Raw genomic sequence first — 17842 nt, 5'->3', positions numbered from 1 at the left:
CAGCCACCGACGACGTGTCGTCGGCCAGCGGGGCCGGGTTCCTCTTGCGCGTTGTGATGTGTTCAATATCCCCGATCGGAGGGGCAGTTGGGTACTCGGGTCACCAGGCGAGTCGTTCGGATCGTCCACGAGGACCCAGTGCCGCAGCGACCGCGGCCCGGCGTCGGGATGCGGGAGCTGTCGGTCGTCGGCGGTACGATTGGCGAGTCCCCTCGGGCGCGGGTCCCGCACACGAGGGGTCGATTCATGTCCGGCAGGAATCCCGTACGCGTGGAGGAGCAGCACAGAAGGTGACGTCAGCCGAATCCTCCGCCCGCAGTCCGTCCGGGTCGACGACCGCCGAACCCCGAGTCCAGCTCCGCGCCTGGCAGCGTCGCGCGCTGACCAAATATCTGACGCAGCGGCCGAAGGACTTCCTCGCCGTCGCGACGCCGGGCGCAGGCAAGACGACGTTCGGTCTGCGGATCGCCCGCGAACTCCTCGACGATCGCACCGTCGACAAGATCACCGTGGTCGCCCCGACCGAGCATCTCAAGCACCAGTGGGCCGAGGCCGCGGCCCGGGTCGGGATCGCTCTCGATTCCCGATTCACCAACGCCGCCGGCCAGACCAGTTCGGACTTCCACGGTGTCGTCGTCACCTATGCGCAGGTCGCCGCGCATCCCGCCCGCCACCGGGTACGCACCGAGAACTACCGCACCCTGGTCATCCTCGACGAGATCCACCACGGCGGGGATGCCAAGTCCTGGGGTGAGGCGATCCGCGAGGCCTTCGACGACGCGGAGCGCCGGCTGCTGCTGACCGGTACGCCCTTCCGTTCCGACGATTCACCGATCCCGTTCGTCACCTACGAGCCGGAGGCGGGTGGTCATCAGCGCTCGAAGGCCGACCACACCTACGGTTACGCCGATGCGCTGAAGGACGGCGTCGTCCGGCCGGTGGTGTTCCTCGCCTACTCGGGCGAGGCGAGCTGGCGGGACAGCGCGGGTGAGGAGTACACCGCGCGCCTGGGCGAGCCGCTCTCCGCCGAACACACCACCCGTGCCTGGCGGACCGCGCTCGATGCACACGGCGACTGGATTCCGGCGGTCCTCACGGCCGCGCACACCCGGCTCGGGCAGCTGCGTGCCACCGGCACACCGGACGCCGGCGGACTGGTGATCGCCACCGATCAGACCGCCGCCCGTGACTATGCCGAACTCCTCACGGCCATCACCGGCAAAGCGCCCACGGTGGTGCTCTCCGACGACCCGAAGTCGTCATCGCGAATCGGTCAGTTCGCCGCGTCGACCGACGAGTGGATGGTCGCGGTCCGCATGGTGTCCGAAGGCGTCGACGTGCCGCGGCTGGCGGTGGGTGTGTACGCCACCAGCTCGTCGACCCCGTTGTTCTTCGCACAGGCCATCGGCCGGTTCGTGCGATCGCGTCGTCCGGGGGAGACAGCGAGCGTATTCCTCCCGTCGGTGCCGGTGCTGCTCGATCTGGCCAGCCAGATGGAGGTCGAGCGCGATCACGTGCTCGGTAAGCCGCACCGCGAGAGCGACGGGCTCGACGACCAGCTGCTGATCGACGCCAACAAGCAGGAGGACGAGCCCGGGGAGGACGAACCGAAGTTCCAGTCCCTGCACGCCGACGCCGAACTCGATCAGGTGATCTTCGACGGAACGTCCTTCGGCACGGCGACCTTCGCGGGCAGCGACGAGGAATCGGACTACCTCGGATTGCCCGGGCTGCTCGACGCGGATCAGGTGCGCGCGCTGCTGCGCAAGCGGCAGGAGGATCAGGTCACTGCGCGGACGGCCGCATCCACTTCCGAGTCGACGGCCACCGAACAGCCGACACCCGGCCGGCCCCCGGGCACGACCGGCGAGAACCTGCATGCCCTCCGCAAAGAACTGAACACCCTCGTCGCGATGCATCACCACCGCACGGGCAAACCGCACGGCATGGTGCACAACGAGTTGCGGACGAAGCTGGGTGGTCCGCCGACCGCGATGGCCAGCGCCGACCAGCTCAAGGAGCGGATCGCCGCGTTGCGGGAGTGGCGCTGACCGAGGCGGAACCCCGCGCACACGACAGGGCCCGGCCGGATGATTCCGGCCGGGCCCTGTCGTTGGGGAAAGCCCGTGTCAGATTGTCGGAGGTGTCAGACCAACTCGCCCGCGGACTCGACCACGGTGGCGCTGAGCTCGACCAGACGGGTCTCGTGCTCGTTGAAGTGGTGGCGGCAGAAGAGAAGCTCGCCGCCCTTGGGCAGGACAGCCCGTACCTTGGCTGCGGCGCCGCAGCGATCGCAGCGATCGGCGGCAGTGAGCGGCAGGTAGATCGGGGTTGTGGTGGTGGCGATGTCAGTCATGGTTGTCGTTCCTCCGTCCCGGTCCGGCGCCGGTGTCCGGTCGCCTTCCCTCCGAGCCGACACATCCGGGCGATGCGTCAACCTCACTCTGTCAGACGCTCGGGGCGTTCGTATTGTTCCGGGGGTGCACTCGGTGTGTCGTCACTCACCGTTTACACCAGGCAACAACTGAACAACGATCGCCCGAACGCAATGCGACCCGGCCATGGGGGCCGGGTCGCACCACTCTACGTGTTCTGCGGGGGACGGGTCGGTCGGTCAGCTCGTCCGGGAATGCGTGCCACTCGCGCCCGCATCGGGTTCGGGTGTGGACTCGGCGGCGGGAATGTCAGACGTCGTCGAACCCTCTGCGCCCGATCGGTCCGCGCCGTCGGCGCCCACGAGTGCCTCTTCCTGCTCCTCGCGGAAGTGGGTGATCGCGTCCGAGGACTCGTTCTCCCGGTCGCGCAGGTACTCGCGGAGCGAGTAGGCGAACGCCGCGGCCCAGGCGATGGCGATCACGATGTAGAAGACGTTGCGCACGCCGCCGGGGGCGTCGATGAAGTCGCTCTTCAACAGGCTGCGCGTGTTGGTGAGGACGATCAGGCCACCGACCGAGGCGCCCAGCAGACGCGGCGGGATGTGGCGCACGAGCCACGCGGCGATCGGGGCTGCGATCACGCCGCCGACGAGGATCGCGCCGACCCAGGCGAAGTTGATGCCCTGTGAGCCGAGGCTGAGCAGGAAGCCGAGGCTCGCGGCGACGGCGATGATGAACTCGCTGGTGTCGATCGAACCGATCACCTTGCGGGGCTCGAGGCGGCCGCTGGCCAGGATCGCCGGTGTGCCGACCGGTCCCCAGCCGCCGCCACCGGTGGCATCGACGAAACCGGCGACAAACCCGAGCGGGCTCAGGAACCGCTTGCGCAGCGGCTTGCCCAGGTTGTGGCGGGGGATGCCCTGGAAGGTGAACCGCACCAGGATGTAGAGGCCCAGGAGCAGCAGGATCACAGCCATCACCGGTGCAGCTGTCTCGGTCGACAGACTGGACAGGATCGTCGCCCCGAGGAACGCGCCGATGGCGCCCGGGATGGCGATCCTCCGCACGACGCGCCAGTCGACGTTACCGAACTTCCAGTGCGAGACGCCAGAGACCAGCGTGGTGCCGATCTCGGCAAGGTGCACGGTGGCCGAGGCGGCAGCCGGGTTCGTGCCGATGGCGAGCAGAAGGGTAGTGGTGGTGACGCCATAGGCCATGCCGAGACTGCCGTCGACTAGCTGGGCAGCGAAGCCGACGAGGCCGATCAGGACAATCGTTCTCATAGTGGGTCTTTCCGGGAAGTCACACCGTCAGGGGCGTGACGAGGCTGGGCGGGCACGAGGTACCCGCGACGAGGAGGAACTCAGAGAAGGCGCTGTCGCCATCGGGTGGGGTCTGTCGCGTCACAGACACAGCATCGAGGCGACGCGCAGCAGGTCGACGGCCGGGCGGCGCACCAACATGGCACCACGGTTGTTCCCGGAGGACGTCACTGCGTAAGTCACCGCGTCATCTTATGTAGTGCGCCACCGAATGCCGACTCTCCGACCGTGTCGAAATCGCCGCGCGCAGAAACCTTGACAGATGCCGTAACTGTGGGATAGGCGCGAACACAAACGCCCCCGGCGCCGAAAGGCGTCGGGGGCGGATGACGAAGGGTGCCGGTACTAGTCCAGATAGTCGCGCAGGACCTGCGAGCGCGAGGGGTGGCGCAACTTCGACATCGTCTTGGACTCGATCTGACGGATGCGCTCGCGGGTCACGCCGTACACCTGCCCGATCTCGTCGAGGGTGCGCGGCTGCCCGTCGGTGAGACCGAAGCGCAGACGAACGACGCCGGCCTCACGCTCGGACAGGGTCTCGAGAACCGACTGCAGCTGATCCTGCAGCAGGGTGAAGCTGACCGCGTCGACCGCGACGACGGCTTCGGAGTCCTCGATGAAGTCGCCGAGCTGACTGTCGCCCTCGTCGCCGATGGTCTGGTCGAGCGAGATGGGCTCCCGGGCATACTGCTGGATCTCCAGCACCTTCTCCGGGGTGATGTCCATTTCCTTGGCGAGCTCTTCGGGAGTCGGCTCGCGGCCGAGGTCCTGGAGGAGTTCACGCTGGATGCGACCGAGCTTGTTGATGACCTCGACCATGTGCACCGGGATACGGATGGTGCGGGCCTGGTCGGCCATGGCGCGGGTGATCGCCTGACGGATCCACCAGGTGGCGTACGTCGAGAACTTGTATCCCTTGGTGTAGTCGAACTTCTCGACTGCGCGGATGAGACCGAGGTTGCCCTCCTGGATCAGATCCAGGAATGCCATGCCGCGGCCGGTGTAGCGCTTGGCCAACGACACGACCAGTCGGAGGTTCGCCTCGAGGAGGTGGTTCTTGGCGCGGTTGCCGTCGCGTGAGATCCAGTTCAGGTCACGCTTCTGAGCGGTGCTGAGCTTCTCGCCGGCATCCATGATCCGACGGAGGCGTTCGGTGGCGAACAGACCGGCCTCGATGCGTTTGGCGAGCTCGACCTCTTCCTCGGCGTTGAGGAGGGCGACCTTGCCGATCTGCTTCAGGTACGCGCGGACGCTGTCGGCGGATGCGGTGAGCTCGGCGTCCTTGCGCGCCTGGCGCAGAGCCTCCGATTCCTCCTCGTCCCACACGAAGTCACCCGATTTCGCGGCGGCGGACTCGTCTTTGGCGGCGGCCTTCGAGGCGGCCGGCGCAGCACCGGCGACGGCCGGGGCCTTCGCGTCGGTGGACTCTTCGTCCTCGGACTCGTCGTCATCGTCGTCGACCTCGAGATCGTCGATCTCGACATCTTCGAGCTCCGCGTCGGGACCGTCGATGTCGTCGATCGAATCCGGATCGTCGGACTCCGCACCCGGATCGTCACCCGCTGCGGATGTGGCCTTCTTGGCGGCCTTCTTCGGCGCCGCCTTCTTGGTGGCCTTCTTCGCTGCTGCCTTCTTGGCGGGGGCCTTTCGGGCGGCGGTCTTCTTCGCAGCCTTCTTGGCGGTCCGCTTGGCCGGGGCGTCGGTCGCGGCGGGGGTCGACTCCGTCGACTCGTCGGCCTCTGCATCACCCTGGTGGGTCGTGATGGCTGCCACGTACAACCTTTCGAACTGTCTTCTGTGGTGTCGTCTGTCGTCTGTCTCCAGACGCGACACGGCAGCACGAGCCGCCGTGGACGAGGTCTTGGTTTCTCGGTTGGAATGACCGGTGACGACCATTGTAACGACATCGCCCTGCCCGGTGTGTCAAAGACCTGGTCAACCCAGGCGTGGCGCTAGGTTTTGAGCCCCTGCGACACCGCCATCGCGGCCCCCACGATCCCGGCGGTGTTGAGCAATACCGCCGGGACCACGGGTGTCTTGTTGGTCAGCAGCGGAATCCACTTGTCGGACTTACGGCTGATGCCACCGCCGGCGATGAAGAGATTGGGCCAGAAAAGCGCCTCGTAGGTCTCGAGAACCTCGGAGACCTTCTCGGTCCACTTCTCGTACGACCAGCCCTTCTCCTCCCGCACCCGCGACGACGCCTGGTGCTCGGCCTCCTTCTTGCCGACCTGGAGGTGGCCGAGCTCGGTGTTGGGTACGAGGGTCCCGTTGATGAGGATCGCCGATCCGATTCCGGTCCCGAACGTCAGCAGCATCACGACTCCCGCGACGCCCTTGCCCGCGCCGTACGCATCCTCGGCCATGCCCGCGGCGTCGGCATCGTTGAGCACCGAGACCTGTCTGCCGTCGAGGTGCTTGCTGAACAGGTCGTAGACATCGGTGCCGATCCAGGCCTTGTCGATGTTGGCGGCAGTGCGCATGATCCCGTCGGTCACGACCCCGGGGAGGGTGACACCCACCGGACCTGTCCAGCCGAAGTGCGCCACGACCTCGGCGACGCCGTCGGCGACGGCGTCGGGAGTGGCGGGCTGGGGGGTGAGCACCTTGAACCGCTCGCCGACGAGTTCACCGGAATCGAGATCGACGATCCCGCCCTTGATCCCGGAGCCGCCGACGTCGACCCCGAAACCGAGGTTGGTCGGAGGCGCCGAATCGTCGGCGTCGGACGATTCGGGGACGGACGTATCGGTCATGGCGGGGCTCCCTGTCCGGGTCGGCGGCAATCCGAATCCAGGCTATCCACGCGACCGGCCGAACGCGCGACATCCCAATACATGTCGACACGATCGGACCCCGGCAAGCGAGAGATCGGTCACCGCGATCGGTGGTGAGATCGGACGATGTGCTGACATGGAGGGCGTGGATCAGACAATTCCGGTGGACGAGCTCGCCGCGGTCGCCGACGCCGTGGCACGGGAGGCCGCCGCGCATGTGCGCCGCCGTCGGCCCGAATTGTTCGGTGCGACACCAGGACACGGTGAACCGCCCGAATCCGTGACGGTGGATGCGACGGTCCAACCCGTGTCGACGAAGACGACGGTCCAACCCGTGTCGACGAAGTCGACGGAAACGGATCCGGTCACTCTCGCCGACACCGAGACCGAGCGCCTGATCCGCTCGCTGCTCCGCCGGGCGCGTCCCGATGACGAGGTGCTGGGGGAGGAGGACGGCGGAAGCCGGGCGGTGCCCTCCGGCGTCCGATGGGTTGTCGACCCGATCGACGGAACCGTCAACTTCATGTACGGCGTGCCCGCCTACGCCGTATCCATCGCGGCGCAGGTCGACGGCCGGTCCGTCGCCGGCGTGGTCGTCGACGTCGCCCGCGACGTGACCTATGGTGCGACCCTCGGCGGGGGAGCCTGGGCTGCCGACGCCGCGGGAGTACGACGGCCGCTGCGCTGCAACCCCATCGAACGAGCGGAACTGGCGCTGGTGGCAACGGGTTTCGGGTACGACGCAGCACGGCGTCGCCAGCAGGGGCGCATCGTCGCCGAGTTGCTGCCGCGCGTGCGAGACGTTCGTCGCATCGGTGCGGCGGCCCTCGATCTGTGCATGGTCGCCGCCGGTGCGGTCGACGCCCACTACGAGCACGGCCTGAGTCCGTGGGACTGGGCGGCCGGTGGACTGATCGCCGCCGAGGCCGGCGCCGTCGTCCAGACACCGCCGCCGGACTCACGGGCCGACGAGGGACACATCACCGTCGCCGTCGCGCCCGGAGTGGCCGACGAATTCTTCGCGCTGCTCGACGAATTCGAGGCTCGCAGCCCACTGACCTGACCGGGCCGCGGGAAGTCAGCAGGGGGTGGAGTGCACGGCCTCGACGAGCACCGGGTCGGCGCCGCTCGCGGGGTTCTTCGGGTCTGCCGACCGCAGCGCCTCCAGTGCCGCCTGCGCGTCCTGTGACATCTCCCCGCCCGAGTGGTGGACACCCAGAGCGACGTCGACGGCCGTTCCGCGCCGGCCGTCGTCGACCATCTGCGCGCACGGGAACGCGAGCCACGTGGCCGCGGCCGCGGCGCGACCCGCGGGTCCGAACCGGATCTGTGCGACGCAGTTGAGGTCCCGGTTGGGGTACACCGGATCGTCGGCGTACGGATTGTCCGGCACCGGGGTGAATCCCTGTGCGGTGAGGTCGTCGGACACCGTGCGCGCCGCGCCGCGTTCGTCGGAGGCGTTGAGGACCCGCACGCCGAAGGTCGACAGCGGAGCAGGCGCGACGTCGAGCATCTCGTCCCGTCCGACGACGGTGAGCGTCGGGGGCGCGGCGGGAGGCGGTGCGCCGGCCTCCACCGAGGTCGGCGGAGTCGGCTGGTTGCACGCTGTCGGGACCGACTCGGTGTCGCCGCTGCCCAGCGCGATCGCCCACACCACCACTCCGACGACCATCAGCACGACGACCGTGACGATCGCGGGTACATAGCGCCGCCGACGGTAGGGTCGGCCCTGCTCGTCTGTCGGATAGCCGACCGTAATCTTCGACACCACCGTGGACTGACTCCTCAACTGGGCGTTGGCTGATCTCGGATCACTCTAGAGGGTGACCCGGCAGGTGCCCGCGTGCCTCGCCGGGAGCGGTGCGGCCGGCGTGCAGCCGGGACGCCTGCCGGGGGTCGTGCGCAACTTACCGACGAGTTCAGTCCAACGTATTGACCTTGAATAGTGGGTCGACTATGCTTCGGGCGCCCGCGCTTCCAGACCCGGGGTGCGCCCGATATCAAACCGTGATCGAAATCACACAATACGTCTGTTCCTCTGGTACGAATCTCGCCCGAGACGACGTTGCAGTGACCCCATCGGTAAGACAATCCCGGCGGAGTCGTGCGCAAGAACACCGGGTGGCGACGCCAGCGCCGTCACCGTGAGCGCCCCTCACACTCTCGACAAGTAAGGCACAGAATGGCTACAGATTATGACGCGCCGCGGCGGACGGAGACCGAGGACCTCAACGAGGACTCGCTCGAAGAGCTGAAGGCCCGGCGCAGCGAGGCGCAGTCCTCGGCGGTGGATGTCGACGAGAGTGACACCGCGGAATCCTTCGAACTTCCCGGCGCCGATCTCTCCGGCGAAGAGCTGTCGGTGCGCGTCATCCCCAAGCAGGCCGACGAGTTCACCTGTACCAGCTGCTTTCTCGTCTATCACCGCAGCCGGTTGGCCGAGGAGAACGGAAGCTCGCTCATCTGCGTCGACTGTGCGTGAGCTGGTCTGCGCGACGCGATGAACAGCTGACGAAAGGGGCCGACGCCGAACACGGCGCGGCCCCTTCGTCATGTCCGGGGTGAGGCTGTCCGGGATCAGGCGGTGGGTGCGGGGCGGTCGGCCGCCGCGTCCTCGATGCCCAGGGCCGCGAGGAGTTCGGCCGGACGGCGGGTGGACACGAGCCAGTACGGGGTCGGGTCGTCGGGATCGTCGAGCACGATGAGGACCATCGTCTTCACCCAGGATCGGTGCACGAGGTAGGCGGCCGGGTCGAGCTGCCGGCCGAGGGCCGCGCTCTTCGCGGACGCCGGGACCGTCGCGCCGCGTCCGACGACGGCTCGCGGCAGGACGGCGCGGTGCGCGTGTAGTTCACGATCCGGCGTCACCCGGATGCGGGTGCGGCCCATCGACCACAGCATCACCACGCACAGCACACCGGTGGCGACGTAGCCGATGATGCTCCAGGCGCTCCCGCGTGCCGACAGCTGGATCTCGTAACCCACCACGCCGGTGAGGACCACGGCTGCGAGCCACCACCACCAGGGGACGTACAGCCGCTCGTCGAACCGATCGGCGGTCGAGTCGGCGACGCCGGCGTTCCGCCCGGTGGTTGCTGGGGAGGCTTCCGGCGTGCCTCCGGGGCGCTCGGGCGAATGATCTTCGGTCACGTGACCAGCGTAGTCTGCGTGCGTGACCTCAGATCTCCCCCCTGCGCACCTCACCGCCCCGGCGTCGATCGCGGTCCGTCGCCTCGACCCCGACCTCCCGTTGCCGACCAGGGCACACCCGGGCGACGCGGGGGTCGACCTCTATTCGACGATCGATCTCGAGCTGCCCGCCGGACGCCGCCAGCTCGTCGGGACCGGGATCGCGGTGGCGTTGCCGTTCGGCACCGTCGGGTTGATCCACCCGAGGTCGGGGCTCGCCGCGCGAGCCGGCCTGTCGGTCGTGAACACCCCGGGCACCATCGACGCGGGCTATCGCGGGGAGATCAAGGTCTGTCTGATCAATCACGATCCGGAGCAGACGATCTCGATCTCGCGCGGTGACCGGATCGCCCAGCTGATCGTGCAGCGGGTCGAGTTGCCCGACTTCGTCGAGGTCGACGAACTCGACGACACCGCGCGCGGCGACGGCGGTTACGGATCGAGCGGCGGTTCGGCGATTCTCGCCTGACCGCCGCCTGTCACGAGACGATTACCGCCCGCCGGGAGTCGATTACTGTTCTCCGTGTGTCCGGCGGATCGTTGTCGCCGGCCGTGACGAACGAGGAGTGACGCGATGGCACAGGACGGGTCAGAAGAACTACGTGTCGGTCAGGCGCGCGGTCCCTACGACATCGACGCGTTGGCCACCCGGCCACAGGAGCTCGAGAACTCCCACCTCGACCTCGGTTCGGTGCTGGTCCCGGTGGTCGAGGGCGGCCAGGTCACCGTCGAGATGTCCGAGGCGCATCAGCCGCAGAACGTGTACCTGGTCACTCCCATCGGCCGGATCTCGGTGAGTGCGTTCGCCGCCCCCAAGTCGCCGGGCATGTGGCGCGAGGTGGTCCGTGAGCTGGCAGGCTCGCTGCGCGACGACGGAGCCGCCACGAGCGTCGAAGACGGGCACTGGGGGCGTGAGGTGGTCGCCGAGATGGATGGCGCGACCCACCGTTTCATCGGGGTCGACGGACCGCGTTGGCTCGTCCGGTGCGTGGGCAGCGGTCCCACCGAGAATGCGGATGACCTCGCGCGGCTCAGTCGAGCGGTCCTCTCCGAGACCGTCGTCCGACGCGGTTCCGAGCCCTTCCCGCCGCGGGACCCGCTGCCGATCGTGCTGCCCCCCGTGCTCGCCGAGCAGGTCGCGGCCGCTCAGCAGCAGATGTTCGCCGATCCCGCGGCAGGCCAGGAGCCGACGCCGGTGGCCGGGGGCGACGAGGGTACGACGGACGAGGCGGGGCCCGTCACCGGTGGCGCACTCGATCAGGTCGCGCACGCCACCGTGTACGGGGAGAACGCCTACCAGAACGAGTCGGATGCGGCCGTCACCGACACCGCGGACGAGGCTGCGACGGATGCGGCACCTGCCGAATCCGAGGTCGACGAGGAGCCGCAGCCGCCGTCGTCGGGCTCGGCGATGCAGCGCTTCCTCCGTCGTCGGTGACCGCGGTCACCACTCCAGGTCGGTCAGTTCGATGATCCCGTCCCGGGTGCTGTTGCCGAGCACACCCGGATCGCGTCCCCAGTCGTCGAGGGTGACCTCCGTGAGGACCGATCGCGGTGCGGCGGCGTGCCATTCGCGGGCGACGGCGATCGGGTGCACGGGATCGTCGGGGGCCCCGACGATCGCGATCGGCACCGCAAGCCCTGCGATCTCGGCAGGGACGGGCGCGCGGTAGCCGGCAGCCTCACGCAACGTGCCGGCGAGCCCCGGGTGCAGACGCCGCCACGACCGGGACAGCTCCGCGGCCAGCCAGTCCGGGCTGCTGCGCGCCATCGCGGCGATCGTCGCCTCGAGGCCGTCGCGCTCGAGCGACTCGGCTGTCGCAGCGGCACTCGCGGCAGCGGGAGCCGGGCGGGCGTCGCCACTCCACGCGGGCAGCGCGGCGAGCACCCCGGAGCATTGTCGACCGCCGTCGTGCAGGGCCCATTCGAGCGCGATGGCGGCCCCGATGGAGACGCCGCCCACGAGGACCGAGGGGTGTGCCCGCGCGGCGCGCGCCAGCCCCCGGCGGTGACCGTCGATGAGTGACGCCGTCGGCTCCAGCGCGATCAGCTCGACGTCGAGGTCAGCGGCGGCGCGGCGGAAGGATCGGGTGACGTGGTCGGCGTCGGAACCCGTTCCGGGGATGGCGACCAGGGCCGTCGGGCGTGGGCGGTGGAGGCCGTCGATGCCGGGCATCAGGGCATCATCCCCTAAGGTGTCCCGGGACCGCGGAATGCCCCCGTGGTCGACTACGTTGTCACTGGCCGAGGCCGGGGTCTACGCTGGCGGACAGGTCACCGATCACTCGTTCGGCGACCCACGGACACCGCTCTGTACAGCCCGCGGTGCCGGCCGAAATCCATTGGGAGGGTCGAGATGCCCACTGCCGGCTATCTCAAACGACTTACCCGTCGGCTGACCGAGGATCTCGGTGACGCCGACGCAGAGAAGATCGCCGAGGAGTCCAAGGCGACGGGTGCCCAGCGTGCGTCCGAGTGCTGCCGTGGTGACGAGGTCACCATGCACGGCGAACTGCGTGCGGTCGAGACGTGTTCGCGCTCGGCGAAGGCCGGGGTGAAGGCCGAGTTCTTCGACGGCTCCGACATCGTGATGCTCAAGTGGCTGGGCCGCAATCGCATCACCGGCATCGAACCCGGCCGCAAGGTCACCGTCCGGGGCAGGCTCGCCGAGCAGGACGGCCACAAGGTGATCTACAACCCCTACTACGAACTGCACGGCGTAGACGAGTGACCGGCCCGGTCCCCGAACAGCCGTCGGAGCGGACGACGCCGACGGTCCTCGAACAGATCGGCGGCGTGTCGGGCCTCGTCTACTCGACGGTGCCCGTGGTGGTGTTCGTTCCCCTCAACTCCTTCTTCGACCTCCGCACCGCCATCTATGCCGCGCTCGGTGTGGCGGCCCTGCTCTTCGTCGTGCGACTCGTGCGCCGCGAACCCCTCACGCCTGCGATCTCGGGTCTCCTCGGCGTCGCGATCTGCGTCTTCATCGCCGATCGGGTGGGTGATGCCAAGGGCTACTTCCTCTTCGGGATCTGGAGCACCCTCGTCTACGCGATCGTGTTCGCCGTCTCGATCGTGGTGCGATGGCCCCTCATCGGCGTCGCGTGGCACCTGATCAACGGTGAGGGTTCCGGATGGCGCAAACAGCGGTCGATCCTGCGGGCCTATGACATCGCCACCGCGTTGTGGGCGGTCCTCTTCGCGGCGCGCTACCTCACCCAGTCGGAACTGTACGACGACGGAGCGACCGGCTGGCTGGCGTTCACGCGCATCGCGATGGGGTGGCCCCTCACCGCGCTCGTGGTCCTCGCGACGATCCTCTTGGTCCGCCGCGCCAAGCGTGCCGAAGCGGCCCGCGCCGACCCCGCACCGGAGACGGACGTCAGCGCACGATCTGCATAGCCTCGTAGAGGGCGGGCTCGGCCTCGACGGGCGCGATGAAGATCAGTTCGTCGCCACCCTCGATGGGATCGTCACGCTGCGGGACGATGACCCGGCCGCCGCGCAGGATCGCGACGAGTGCCGCGTCGCGGGGGAGTTCGAGCTTGCGCACGGGTTTGCCGGCCAGCGGCGTGTTCGACGGCAGGGTGAGTTCGACGAGATTGGCCTGTCCCTGACGGAACGTCATCAGCCGGACCAGGTCGCCGACGGACACCGCCTCCTCGACGAGTGAGGCGAGGAGCCGCGGGGTCGAGACGGCGACGTCGACGCCCCAGTCCTCACCGAAGAGCCATTCATTGCGGGGATCGTTGACGCGCGCGACGACCCGGTTGACCGCGAACTCCGTCTTCGCGAGGAGGCTGACGACGAGGTTCGCCTTGTCGTCGCCGGTCGCGGCGATCATCACGTCGTAGGTCTGCAGCTGCGCCTGCTCGAGATTCGCGAGTTCGCACGCGTCGGCGAGCACCCAGTCGGCCCCGACGACGGAGTCGGTGTCGATGTGCCCGGCATTGCGTTCGAAGAGGGTGACCTCGTGGGCGTTCACCAGCAACTCGCGGGCGATGGAGCGCCCGACCGCGCCGGCTCCGGCGATGGCGACCTTCACTGCGGGACTCCTTCGGCCGGGGTCATCCGGACTCGTTCTGGGTGAACGGCGCCGCAGCGACACCGCGGGCGTTCTTGAGGTTGTCGAGCATGACCGCCCCGTAGACGACATCGTCTTGTTGGAGAACGGTTTTCGCGTCGGGCAGCACGGCTCGTCCAACACGGCTGAGGAAAGCGACACGTGCCCCGGTCTGTTCTTGGAACCGGGCGACCGAGATCCCGATCCAGGAGTCGTCGACGTCGATCTGGGCGATCGCCAGCGAACCGGACGGGTCGCGCCACTCCATCGTCGTCGTCTCGCCGAGTGCCGAGACGAACCGCTCGGTCGTCCAGGGCACGGTCGCGACCGTCGGGATCCCGAGACGCTCGTACACCTCGGCGCGCTTGGCGTCGTAGATGCGGGCCACCACACGCTCGACGTCGAAGGTCTCGCGGGCGACCCGCGCCGCGATGATGTTCGAGTTGTCTCCCGAGGACACCGCCGCGAACGCATCGGCGTGCTCGATACCCGCCTTGACGAGGATCTCGCGATCGAACCCGACCCCGGTGATCGTGCGGCCCGCGAAATCGGGACTCAACCGCACGAACGCGCTCGGATCGCGGTCGATGATCGCGACGTCGTGTCCGCGCTTCTGCATCGCCATCGCGAGCGAGGATCCGACCCGCCCGCAACCCATGATGACCACCTGCACGGCATTCCTCTCCACACGCGGCTCGTCTGCCGCGAGTCGAACCTACCCGCCTCGGCGCCGACGCTCTAGGGTTGCCTGGTGTCCACCGTCTCCAAGGTGTCCGTCGCGACGAAACGCCTCCTCCTCGGCAGGCCGTTCCGCAGCGACACGCTCGGTCACACGCTGCTGCCCAAGCGGATAGCCCTGCCGGTGTTCGCCTCCGACGCGATGAGCTCGGTGGCCTACGCGCCGCAGGAGATCTTCCTGGTCCTGTCGGTCGCCGGCATCAGCGCGCTCGCCTTCACCCCGTGGGTGGCGATCGCCGTCGCCGTCGTCATGGCGGTGGTCGTCGCCAGCTACCGGCAGAACGTGCACGCCTACCCCTCCGGCGGTGGCGACTACGAGGTCGCGACCGTCAATCTCGGTCCCAACGCGGGTCTGACGGTGGGCAGCGCACTGCTCGTGGACTACGTGCTGACGGTGGCGGTGTCGGTCACCTCGGCTGCCGAGAACATCGGCTCGGCGATCCCGTTCGTCGGCGAACACAAGGTCTGGTTCTGCGTCGGCGCGATCATGCTGCTCGCCGCGGTCAACCTGCGCGGCATCAAGGAGTCCGGGGCGGTCCTGGCCATCCCGACCTACGGGTTCATCATCGGTGTCCTCGGCATGCTCATCTGGGGCTTCACCGAGATCTATGTCCTCGGCCAGGACATCCATTCCGAGACCGCGGACTTCGGCATCGTGCCCGAGCAGGACGACCTCACCGCCTTGGCGCTGATCTTCCTCGTCGCCCGGTCGTTCTCGTCGGGCTGTGCGGCCCTCACCGGGGTCGAGGCCATCAGCAACGGGGTGCCGGCATTCCGGAAACCGAAGTCGCGCAATGCCGCGACGACTCTGCTGCTGCTGGGTGCCTTCTCCATCACGTTGCTGATGGGCATCGTGCTGCTGGCCGAGAAGATCGGCGCGAAGTACGTGATGAACCCGGCGCAGGACCTCGTCGGGGCGCCGGAGGGCTACCAGCAGAAGGCGATGATCGCCCAGTTGGCCCACGCGGTGTTCGACTCGTTCCCGCCGGCTTTCTTCTTCGTCACCACCGTCACCGCCCTGATCCTGTTGCTGGCCGCCAACACGGCCTTCAACGGCTTCCCGGTGCTCGGTTCGGTACTCGCCCAGGACCGATATCTGCCTCGTCAGCTGCACACCCGAGGCGACCGGCTGGCGTTCAGCAACGGCATCCTGTTCCTCGCGATCGCCGCGATCATCTTCGTGGTCGCGTTCGGTGCCCAGGTGACCGCCCTGATCCAGCTCTACATCGTGGGTGTGTTCGTCTCGTTCACGCTGAGCCAGACGGGCATGGTTCGACACTGGACCCGCCTGTTGCGCACCGAGACCGATCCGAACGCACGCCGCCGGATGATGCAGTCGCGAGTGGTCAACACGGTCGGTCTGGTGATGACCGCCACCGTCCTCGTGGTGGTGCTCCTGACCAAGTTCACCGAGGGCGCCTACATCGCGGTGATCGCGATGGTCTCGCTGTTCGTCATGATGAAGCTCATCCACCACCATTACGCATCGGTGCAGCGGGAACTCGACCGTGCCGAGGACGACGACGAGGCCGTGCTGCCCAGTCGTACGCATTCGATCGTGCTGGTGTCCAGCCTGCACATGGCGTCCAAGCGGGCCCTGCGATACGCACGGGCCACGCGTCCGGATGTCCTCGAGGCGATCACGGTCAACGTCGACGACCGCGACACCCGCAAACTCGTCTCGGAGTGGGAGGCCAGTGACATCACGGTCCCGCTGAAGGTGATCGCCTCGCCGTACCGCGAGATCACCCGGCCGGTCATCGAATACGTGCGCCGGGTGCGGCGGGAATCACCTCGTGACGTGGTGACCGTGTTCATCCCGGAGTACGTCGTCGGACACTGGTGGGAGCAGATCCTGCACAACCAGTCGGCGTTGCGGCTCAAGGGACGTCTGCTGTTCGAACCCGGCGTGATGGTGACCTCGGTGCCCTGGCAGCTCACCTCGTCGGACCGGCGCAAGGAAGACCGCGCGTACTGGGCGCCGGGGGAGACCCGCCGCGCGCTCGGCGAACCCGAACGACGACTGTGACCGGGTCGGGATCCCCGCGTCGGATCGAGGTCGGCGTCGACCGGCCGGCCAACGGTGGTGAGGCGGTGGGGCGCGCCGACGGCCGCGTCGTGTTCGTCCGCGGAGCGATCCCGGGCGAGCGCGTGATCGCCGAGATCACCGACGACCGGCACGATTCGTACTGGCGGGGCGAGGTGGTGGAGGTGCTCGACGCCTCGCCGCACCGGGTGGCTCCGCTGTGTCCGGCGGCCTCGGCCGGTGCCGGGTGCTGCGACCTCGGCCATGTGGCACCCGAGCACGCCCGAGAGCTGAAACAGGCTGTGCTGCTCGACGTCCTGGACCGGGTCGGCCATCTGCCGAGCGAGGTCGTCACCGGCACCGAGCTGGCGAGCGGCGGCGTGCAGCGTCTCGGCGGCGCCGACACCGGCTGGCGGATACGAACACGGCTGGCAGTGGACGGCCAGGGGCGACCGGGGCAGTCGGCGTTCCGCGGAACGCGGGTCGTCACCGAGGCCTGCGTGCAACCCGCGCCGGGGATGCTCGCCGGGCTCGCCGACGGTGGATTCACCCCGCACTCCGAGCTCGCCGTCGTGCTGGATGCCGAGGGCGCGCGGCACATCACCGAACTCGCGCCGGTCGAGACACCGCGCCGGGGTCGCGCCGACAGCAGGCGTCGTGCGCAGCAGAATCGGGTCCGGCGGGCCCGGTCTCGTGCCCAGGTCGTCGTCGAGGGCGAGGCGAACGCGGTCCAACGCGTCGGCGGAAGGTCATGGGACATCCCGGTCGTGGGATTCTGGCAGGCGCACCGGGACGCACCGGGGGCTTACGCCGAGACCGTCGTCGAGTTCGCGGCGACGCATCTCGGGACGACGCCACGGGTGGCGTGGGATCTGTACGGCGGGGCGGGGGTGTTCGCGGGCGCTCTGCTCGGCGGCGTGGACTCGGTGGACGGTGTGGACTCGGTGGACATCGTCGACTCCGATCCGGCCGCACTCGCGGCTGCCGAGCGCGCCTTCGCCGACGAGGGCGAACGAGTGCGCACCCACCGCGGGGATGTCGCGGCCCGGGTTGGCGATCTGACCGGACGTCCGGACGTCGTGGTGCTCGACCCGCCACGCACGGGTGCCGGGGAACGGGTGATCTCGGCGGTCGCCGCCGCACGGCCCGGCGTGGTGATTCACGTGGGCTGTGACGCCGCCCGGTTCGCACGTGATCTCGGACTCTTCGTCGAGCGCGGTTTCCGTGTCGTGGAGATCCGCGGTTTCGACGCGTTCCCGCTGACACACCACGTCGAGGCGGTGGCCTGCCTGATCCCGTCCGCCTCCGGGTGAGGAGCGCGACGTCGGGAGGTCTGCGCAACGCACGCATCG

At 68.6% G+C, this 17842-nt stretch carries 19 protein-coding genes; 9 read left to right on the top strand and 10 right to left on the bottom strand.

Annotated elements, in window-relative coordinates:
- Positions 1–290 precede the first annotated feature (290 nt).
- Positions 291–2051 carry a DEAD/DEAH box helicase gene (locus ACFW3F_RS00510; RefSeq protein ID WP_388053235.1) on the top strand — a complete coding sequence of 587 codons (1761 nt, stop codon included), beginning with the start codon at positions 291–293 and terminating at the stop codon, positions 2049–2051.
- A gap of 95 nt (positions 2052–2146) precedes the next feature.
- On the opposite strand, the gene ACFW3F_RS00505 is transcribed toward ACFW3F_RS00510, so the two are convergent.
- From ACFW3F_RS00505 to ppgK, 5 genes are all read right to left on the bottom strand, one after another.
- On the bottom strand, positions 2147–2356 hold the full coding sequence (locus ACFW3F_RS00505; protein ID WP_388053233.1) for a hypothetical protein: 210 nt from the start codon (positions 2354–2356) through the stop codon (positions 2147–2149).
- A gap of 258 nt (positions 2357–2614) precedes the next feature.
- Positions 2615–3658 (bottom strand): sulfite exporter TauE/SafE family protein, encoded by a 1044-nt coding sequence (locus ACFW3F_RS00500; protein ID WP_388053231.1) that lies wholly within the window; start codon positions 3656–3658, stop codon positions 2615–2617.
- Positions 3659–3778: 120 nt separating this feature from the next.
- Positions 3779–3880 (bottom strand): putative leader peptide, encoded by a 102-nt coding sequence (locus tag ACFW3F_RS00495; protein ID WP_388053230.1) that lies wholly within the window; start codon positions 3878–3880, stop codon positions 3779–3781.
- 162 nt (positions 3881–4042) lie between these two features.
- Positions 4043–5593, bottom strand: coding sequence for an RNA polymerase sigma factor (locus tag ACFW3F_RS00490; protein ID WP_388053228.1), 1551 nt, complete (start codon positions 5591–5593; stop codon positions 4043–4045).
- A gap of 56 nt (positions 5594–5649) precedes the next feature.
- The gene (gene ppgK / locus ACFW3F_RS00485) at positions 5650–6453 is read right to left on the bottom strand and encodes a polyphosphate--glucose phosphotransferase (protein ID WP_388053226.1); all 804 of its coding nucleotides are present in this window, start codon (positions 6451–6453) and stop codon (positions 5650–5652) included.
- A 157-nt stretch (positions 6454–6610) separates the two neighbouring features.
- Here ppgK and ACFW3F_RS00480 point away from each other — a divergent pair, with 157 nt between their 5' ends.
- Positions 6611–7537, top strand: a complete 927-nt coding sequence (locus ACFW3F_RS00480; RefSeq protein WP_388053224.1) for an inositol monophosphatase family protein — start codon at positions 6611–6613, stop codon at positions 7535–7537.
- Between the two features lie 15 nt (positions 7538–7552).
- On the opposite strand, the gene cei is transcribed toward ACFW3F_RS00480, so the two are convergent.
- Positions 7553–8245 carry an envelope integrity protein Cei gene (gene cei, locus ACFW3F_RS00475; RefSeq protein ID WP_388053222.1) on the bottom strand — a complete coding sequence of 231 codons (693 nt, stop codon included), beginning with the start codon at positions 8243–8245 and terminating at the stop codon, positions 7553–7555.
- Between the two features lie 411 nt (positions 8246–8656).
- Here cei and ACFW3F_RS00470 point away from each other — a divergent pair, with 411 nt between their 5' ends.
- Positions 8657–8956, top strand: a complete 300-nt coding sequence (locus tag ACFW3F_RS00470) for a DUF4193 domain-containing protein (protein WP_004018846.1) — start codon at positions 8657–8659, stop codon at positions 8954–8956.
- 95 nt (positions 8957–9051) lie between these two features.
- Here ACFW3F_RS00470 and ACFW3F_RS00465 read toward each other — a convergent pair whose 3' ends face one another.
- A complete protein-coding gene (locus ACFW3F_RS00465; protein WP_388053220.1) occupies positions 9052–9624 on the bottom strand; it encodes a DUF3093 domain-containing protein in 573 nt (190 codons plus the stop codon).
- 22 nt (positions 9625–9646) lie between these two features.
- Here ACFW3F_RS00465 and dut point away from each other — a divergent pair, with 22 nt between their 5' ends.
- Both dut and ACFW3F_RS00455 read left to right on the top strand, forming a co-directional pair.
- On the top strand, positions 9647–10132 hold the full coding sequence (dut, locus tag ACFW3F_RS00460) for a dUTP diphosphatase (protein ID WP_388053218.1): 486 nt from the start codon (positions 9647–9649) through the stop codon (positions 10130–10132).
- A 105-nt stretch (positions 10133–10237) separates the two neighbouring features.
- A complete protein-coding gene (locus ACFW3F_RS00455; protein WP_388053216.1) occupies positions 10238–11101 on the top strand; it encodes a DUF3710 domain-containing protein in 864 nt (287 codons plus the stop codon).
- Between the two features lie 6 nt (positions 11102–11107).
- On the opposite strand, the gene ACFW3F_RS00450 is transcribed toward ACFW3F_RS00455, so the two are convergent.
- Positions 11108–11839, bottom strand: a complete 732-nt coding sequence (locus ACFW3F_RS00450; RefSeq protein WP_388053214.1) for an alpha/beta hydrolase — start codon at positions 11837–11839, stop codon at positions 11108–11110.
- 180 nt (positions 11840–12019) lie between these two features.
- Here ACFW3F_RS00450 and ACFW3F_RS00445 point away from each other — a divergent pair, with 180 nt between their 5' ends.
- A complete protein-coding gene (locus tag ACFW3F_RS00445; protein ID WP_004018839.1) occupies positions 12020–12394 on the top strand; it encodes an OB-fold nucleic acid binding domain-containing protein in 375 nt (124 codons plus the stop codon).
- Positions 12391–13065 carry a DUF3159 domain-containing protein gene (locus ACFW3F_RS00440; RefSeq protein WP_388053212.1) on the top strand — a complete coding sequence of 225 codons (675 nt, stop codon included), beginning with the start codon at positions 12391–12393 and terminating at the stop codon, positions 13063–13065. The genes ACFW3F_RS00445 and ACFW3F_RS00440 overlap by 4 nt, the downstream gene beginning before the upstream one ends.
- Here ACFW3F_RS00440 and ACFW3F_RS00435 read toward each other — a convergent pair.
- Both ACFW3F_RS00435 and ACFW3F_RS00430 read right to left on the bottom strand, forming a co-directional pair.
- Positions 13046–13708 (bottom strand): potassium channel family protein, encoded by a 663-nt coding sequence (locus ACFW3F_RS00435; RefSeq protein WP_388053210.1) that lies wholly within the window; start codon positions 13706–13708, stop codon positions 13046–13048. The two genes, ACFW3F_RS00440 and ACFW3F_RS00435, sit on opposite strands and share 20 nt — an antisense overlap.
- Before the next feature lie 22 nt (positions 13709–13730).
- Positions 13731–14399, bottom strand: a complete 669-nt coding sequence (locus ACFW3F_RS00430) for a potassium channel family protein (protein ID WP_388053666.1) — start codon at positions 14397–14399, stop codon at positions 13731–13733.
- Positions 14400–14477: 78 nt separating this feature from the next.
- Here ACFW3F_RS00430 and ACFW3F_RS00425 point away from each other — a divergent pair, with 78 nt between their 5' ends.
- Positions 14478–16493 carry an APC family permease gene (locus tag ACFW3F_RS00425; protein WP_388053208.1) on the top strand — a complete coding sequence of 672 codons (2016 nt, stop codon included), beginning with the start codon at positions 14478–14480 and terminating at the stop codon, positions 16491–16493.
- Positions 16490–17803 (top strand): class I SAM-dependent RNA methyltransferase, encoded by a 1314-nt coding sequence (locus ACFW3F_RS00420; RefSeq protein WP_388053206.1) that lies wholly within the window; start codon positions 16490–16492, stop codon positions 17801–17803. Before ACFW3F_RS00425 ends, ACFW3F_RS00420 begins: the two co-directional genes overlap by 4 nt.
- Positions 17804–17842: the final 39 nt, after the last annotated feature.

Source organism: Gordonia sp. NPDC058843, from assembly GCF_042743165.1.
GTDB lineage: Bacteria > Actinomycetota > Actinomycetes > Mycobacteriales > Mycobacteriaceae > Gordonia.
The sequence above is the reverse complement of the archived record's forward strand: the minus strand, read 5'-3'. Positions and strand labels throughout refer to the sequence as shown.

Excerpts from the sequence above, each read along its gene's own strand:
- ACFW3F_RS00455 (WP_388053216.1), top strand. The coding sequence starts at position 10,238 with ATGGCACAGGACGGGTCAGAAGAACTACGTGTCGGTCAGGCGCGCGGT.
- ACFW3F_RS00450 (WP_388053214.1), bottom strand. The coding sequence starts at position 11,839 with ATGCCCGGCATCGACGGCCTCCACCGCCCACGCCCGACGGCCCTGGTC.
- ACFW3F_RS00445 (WP_004018839.1), top strand. The coding sequence starts at position 12,020 with ATGCCCACTGCCGGCTATCTCAAACGACTTACCCGTCGGCTGACCGAG.
- ACFW3F_RS00480 (WP_388053224.1), top strand. The coding sequence starts at position 6,611 with ATGGAGGGCGTGGATCAGACAATTCCGGTGGACGAGCTCGCCGCGGTC.
- ACFW3F_RS00505 (WP_388053233.1), bottom strand. The coding sequence starts at position 2,356 with ATGACTGACATCGCCACCACCACAACCCCGATCTACCTGCCGCTCACT.
- ACFW3F_RS00500 (WP_388053231.1), bottom strand. The coding sequence starts at position 3,658 with ATGAGAACGATTGTCCTGATCGGCCTCGTCGGCTTCGCTGCCCAGCTA.
- ppgK (WP_388053226.1), bottom strand. The coding sequence starts at position 6,453 with ATGACCGATACGTCCGTCCCCGAATCGTCCGACGCCGACGATTCGGCG.
- ACFW3F_RS00470 (WP_004018846.1), top strand. The coding sequence starts at position 8,657 with ATGGCTACAGATTATGACGCGCCGCGGCGGACGGAGACCGAGGACCTC.
- ACFW3F_RS00490 (WP_388053228.1), bottom strand. The coding sequence starts at position 5,593 with ATGGTCGTCACCGGTCATTCCAACCGAGAAACCAAGACCTCGTCCACG.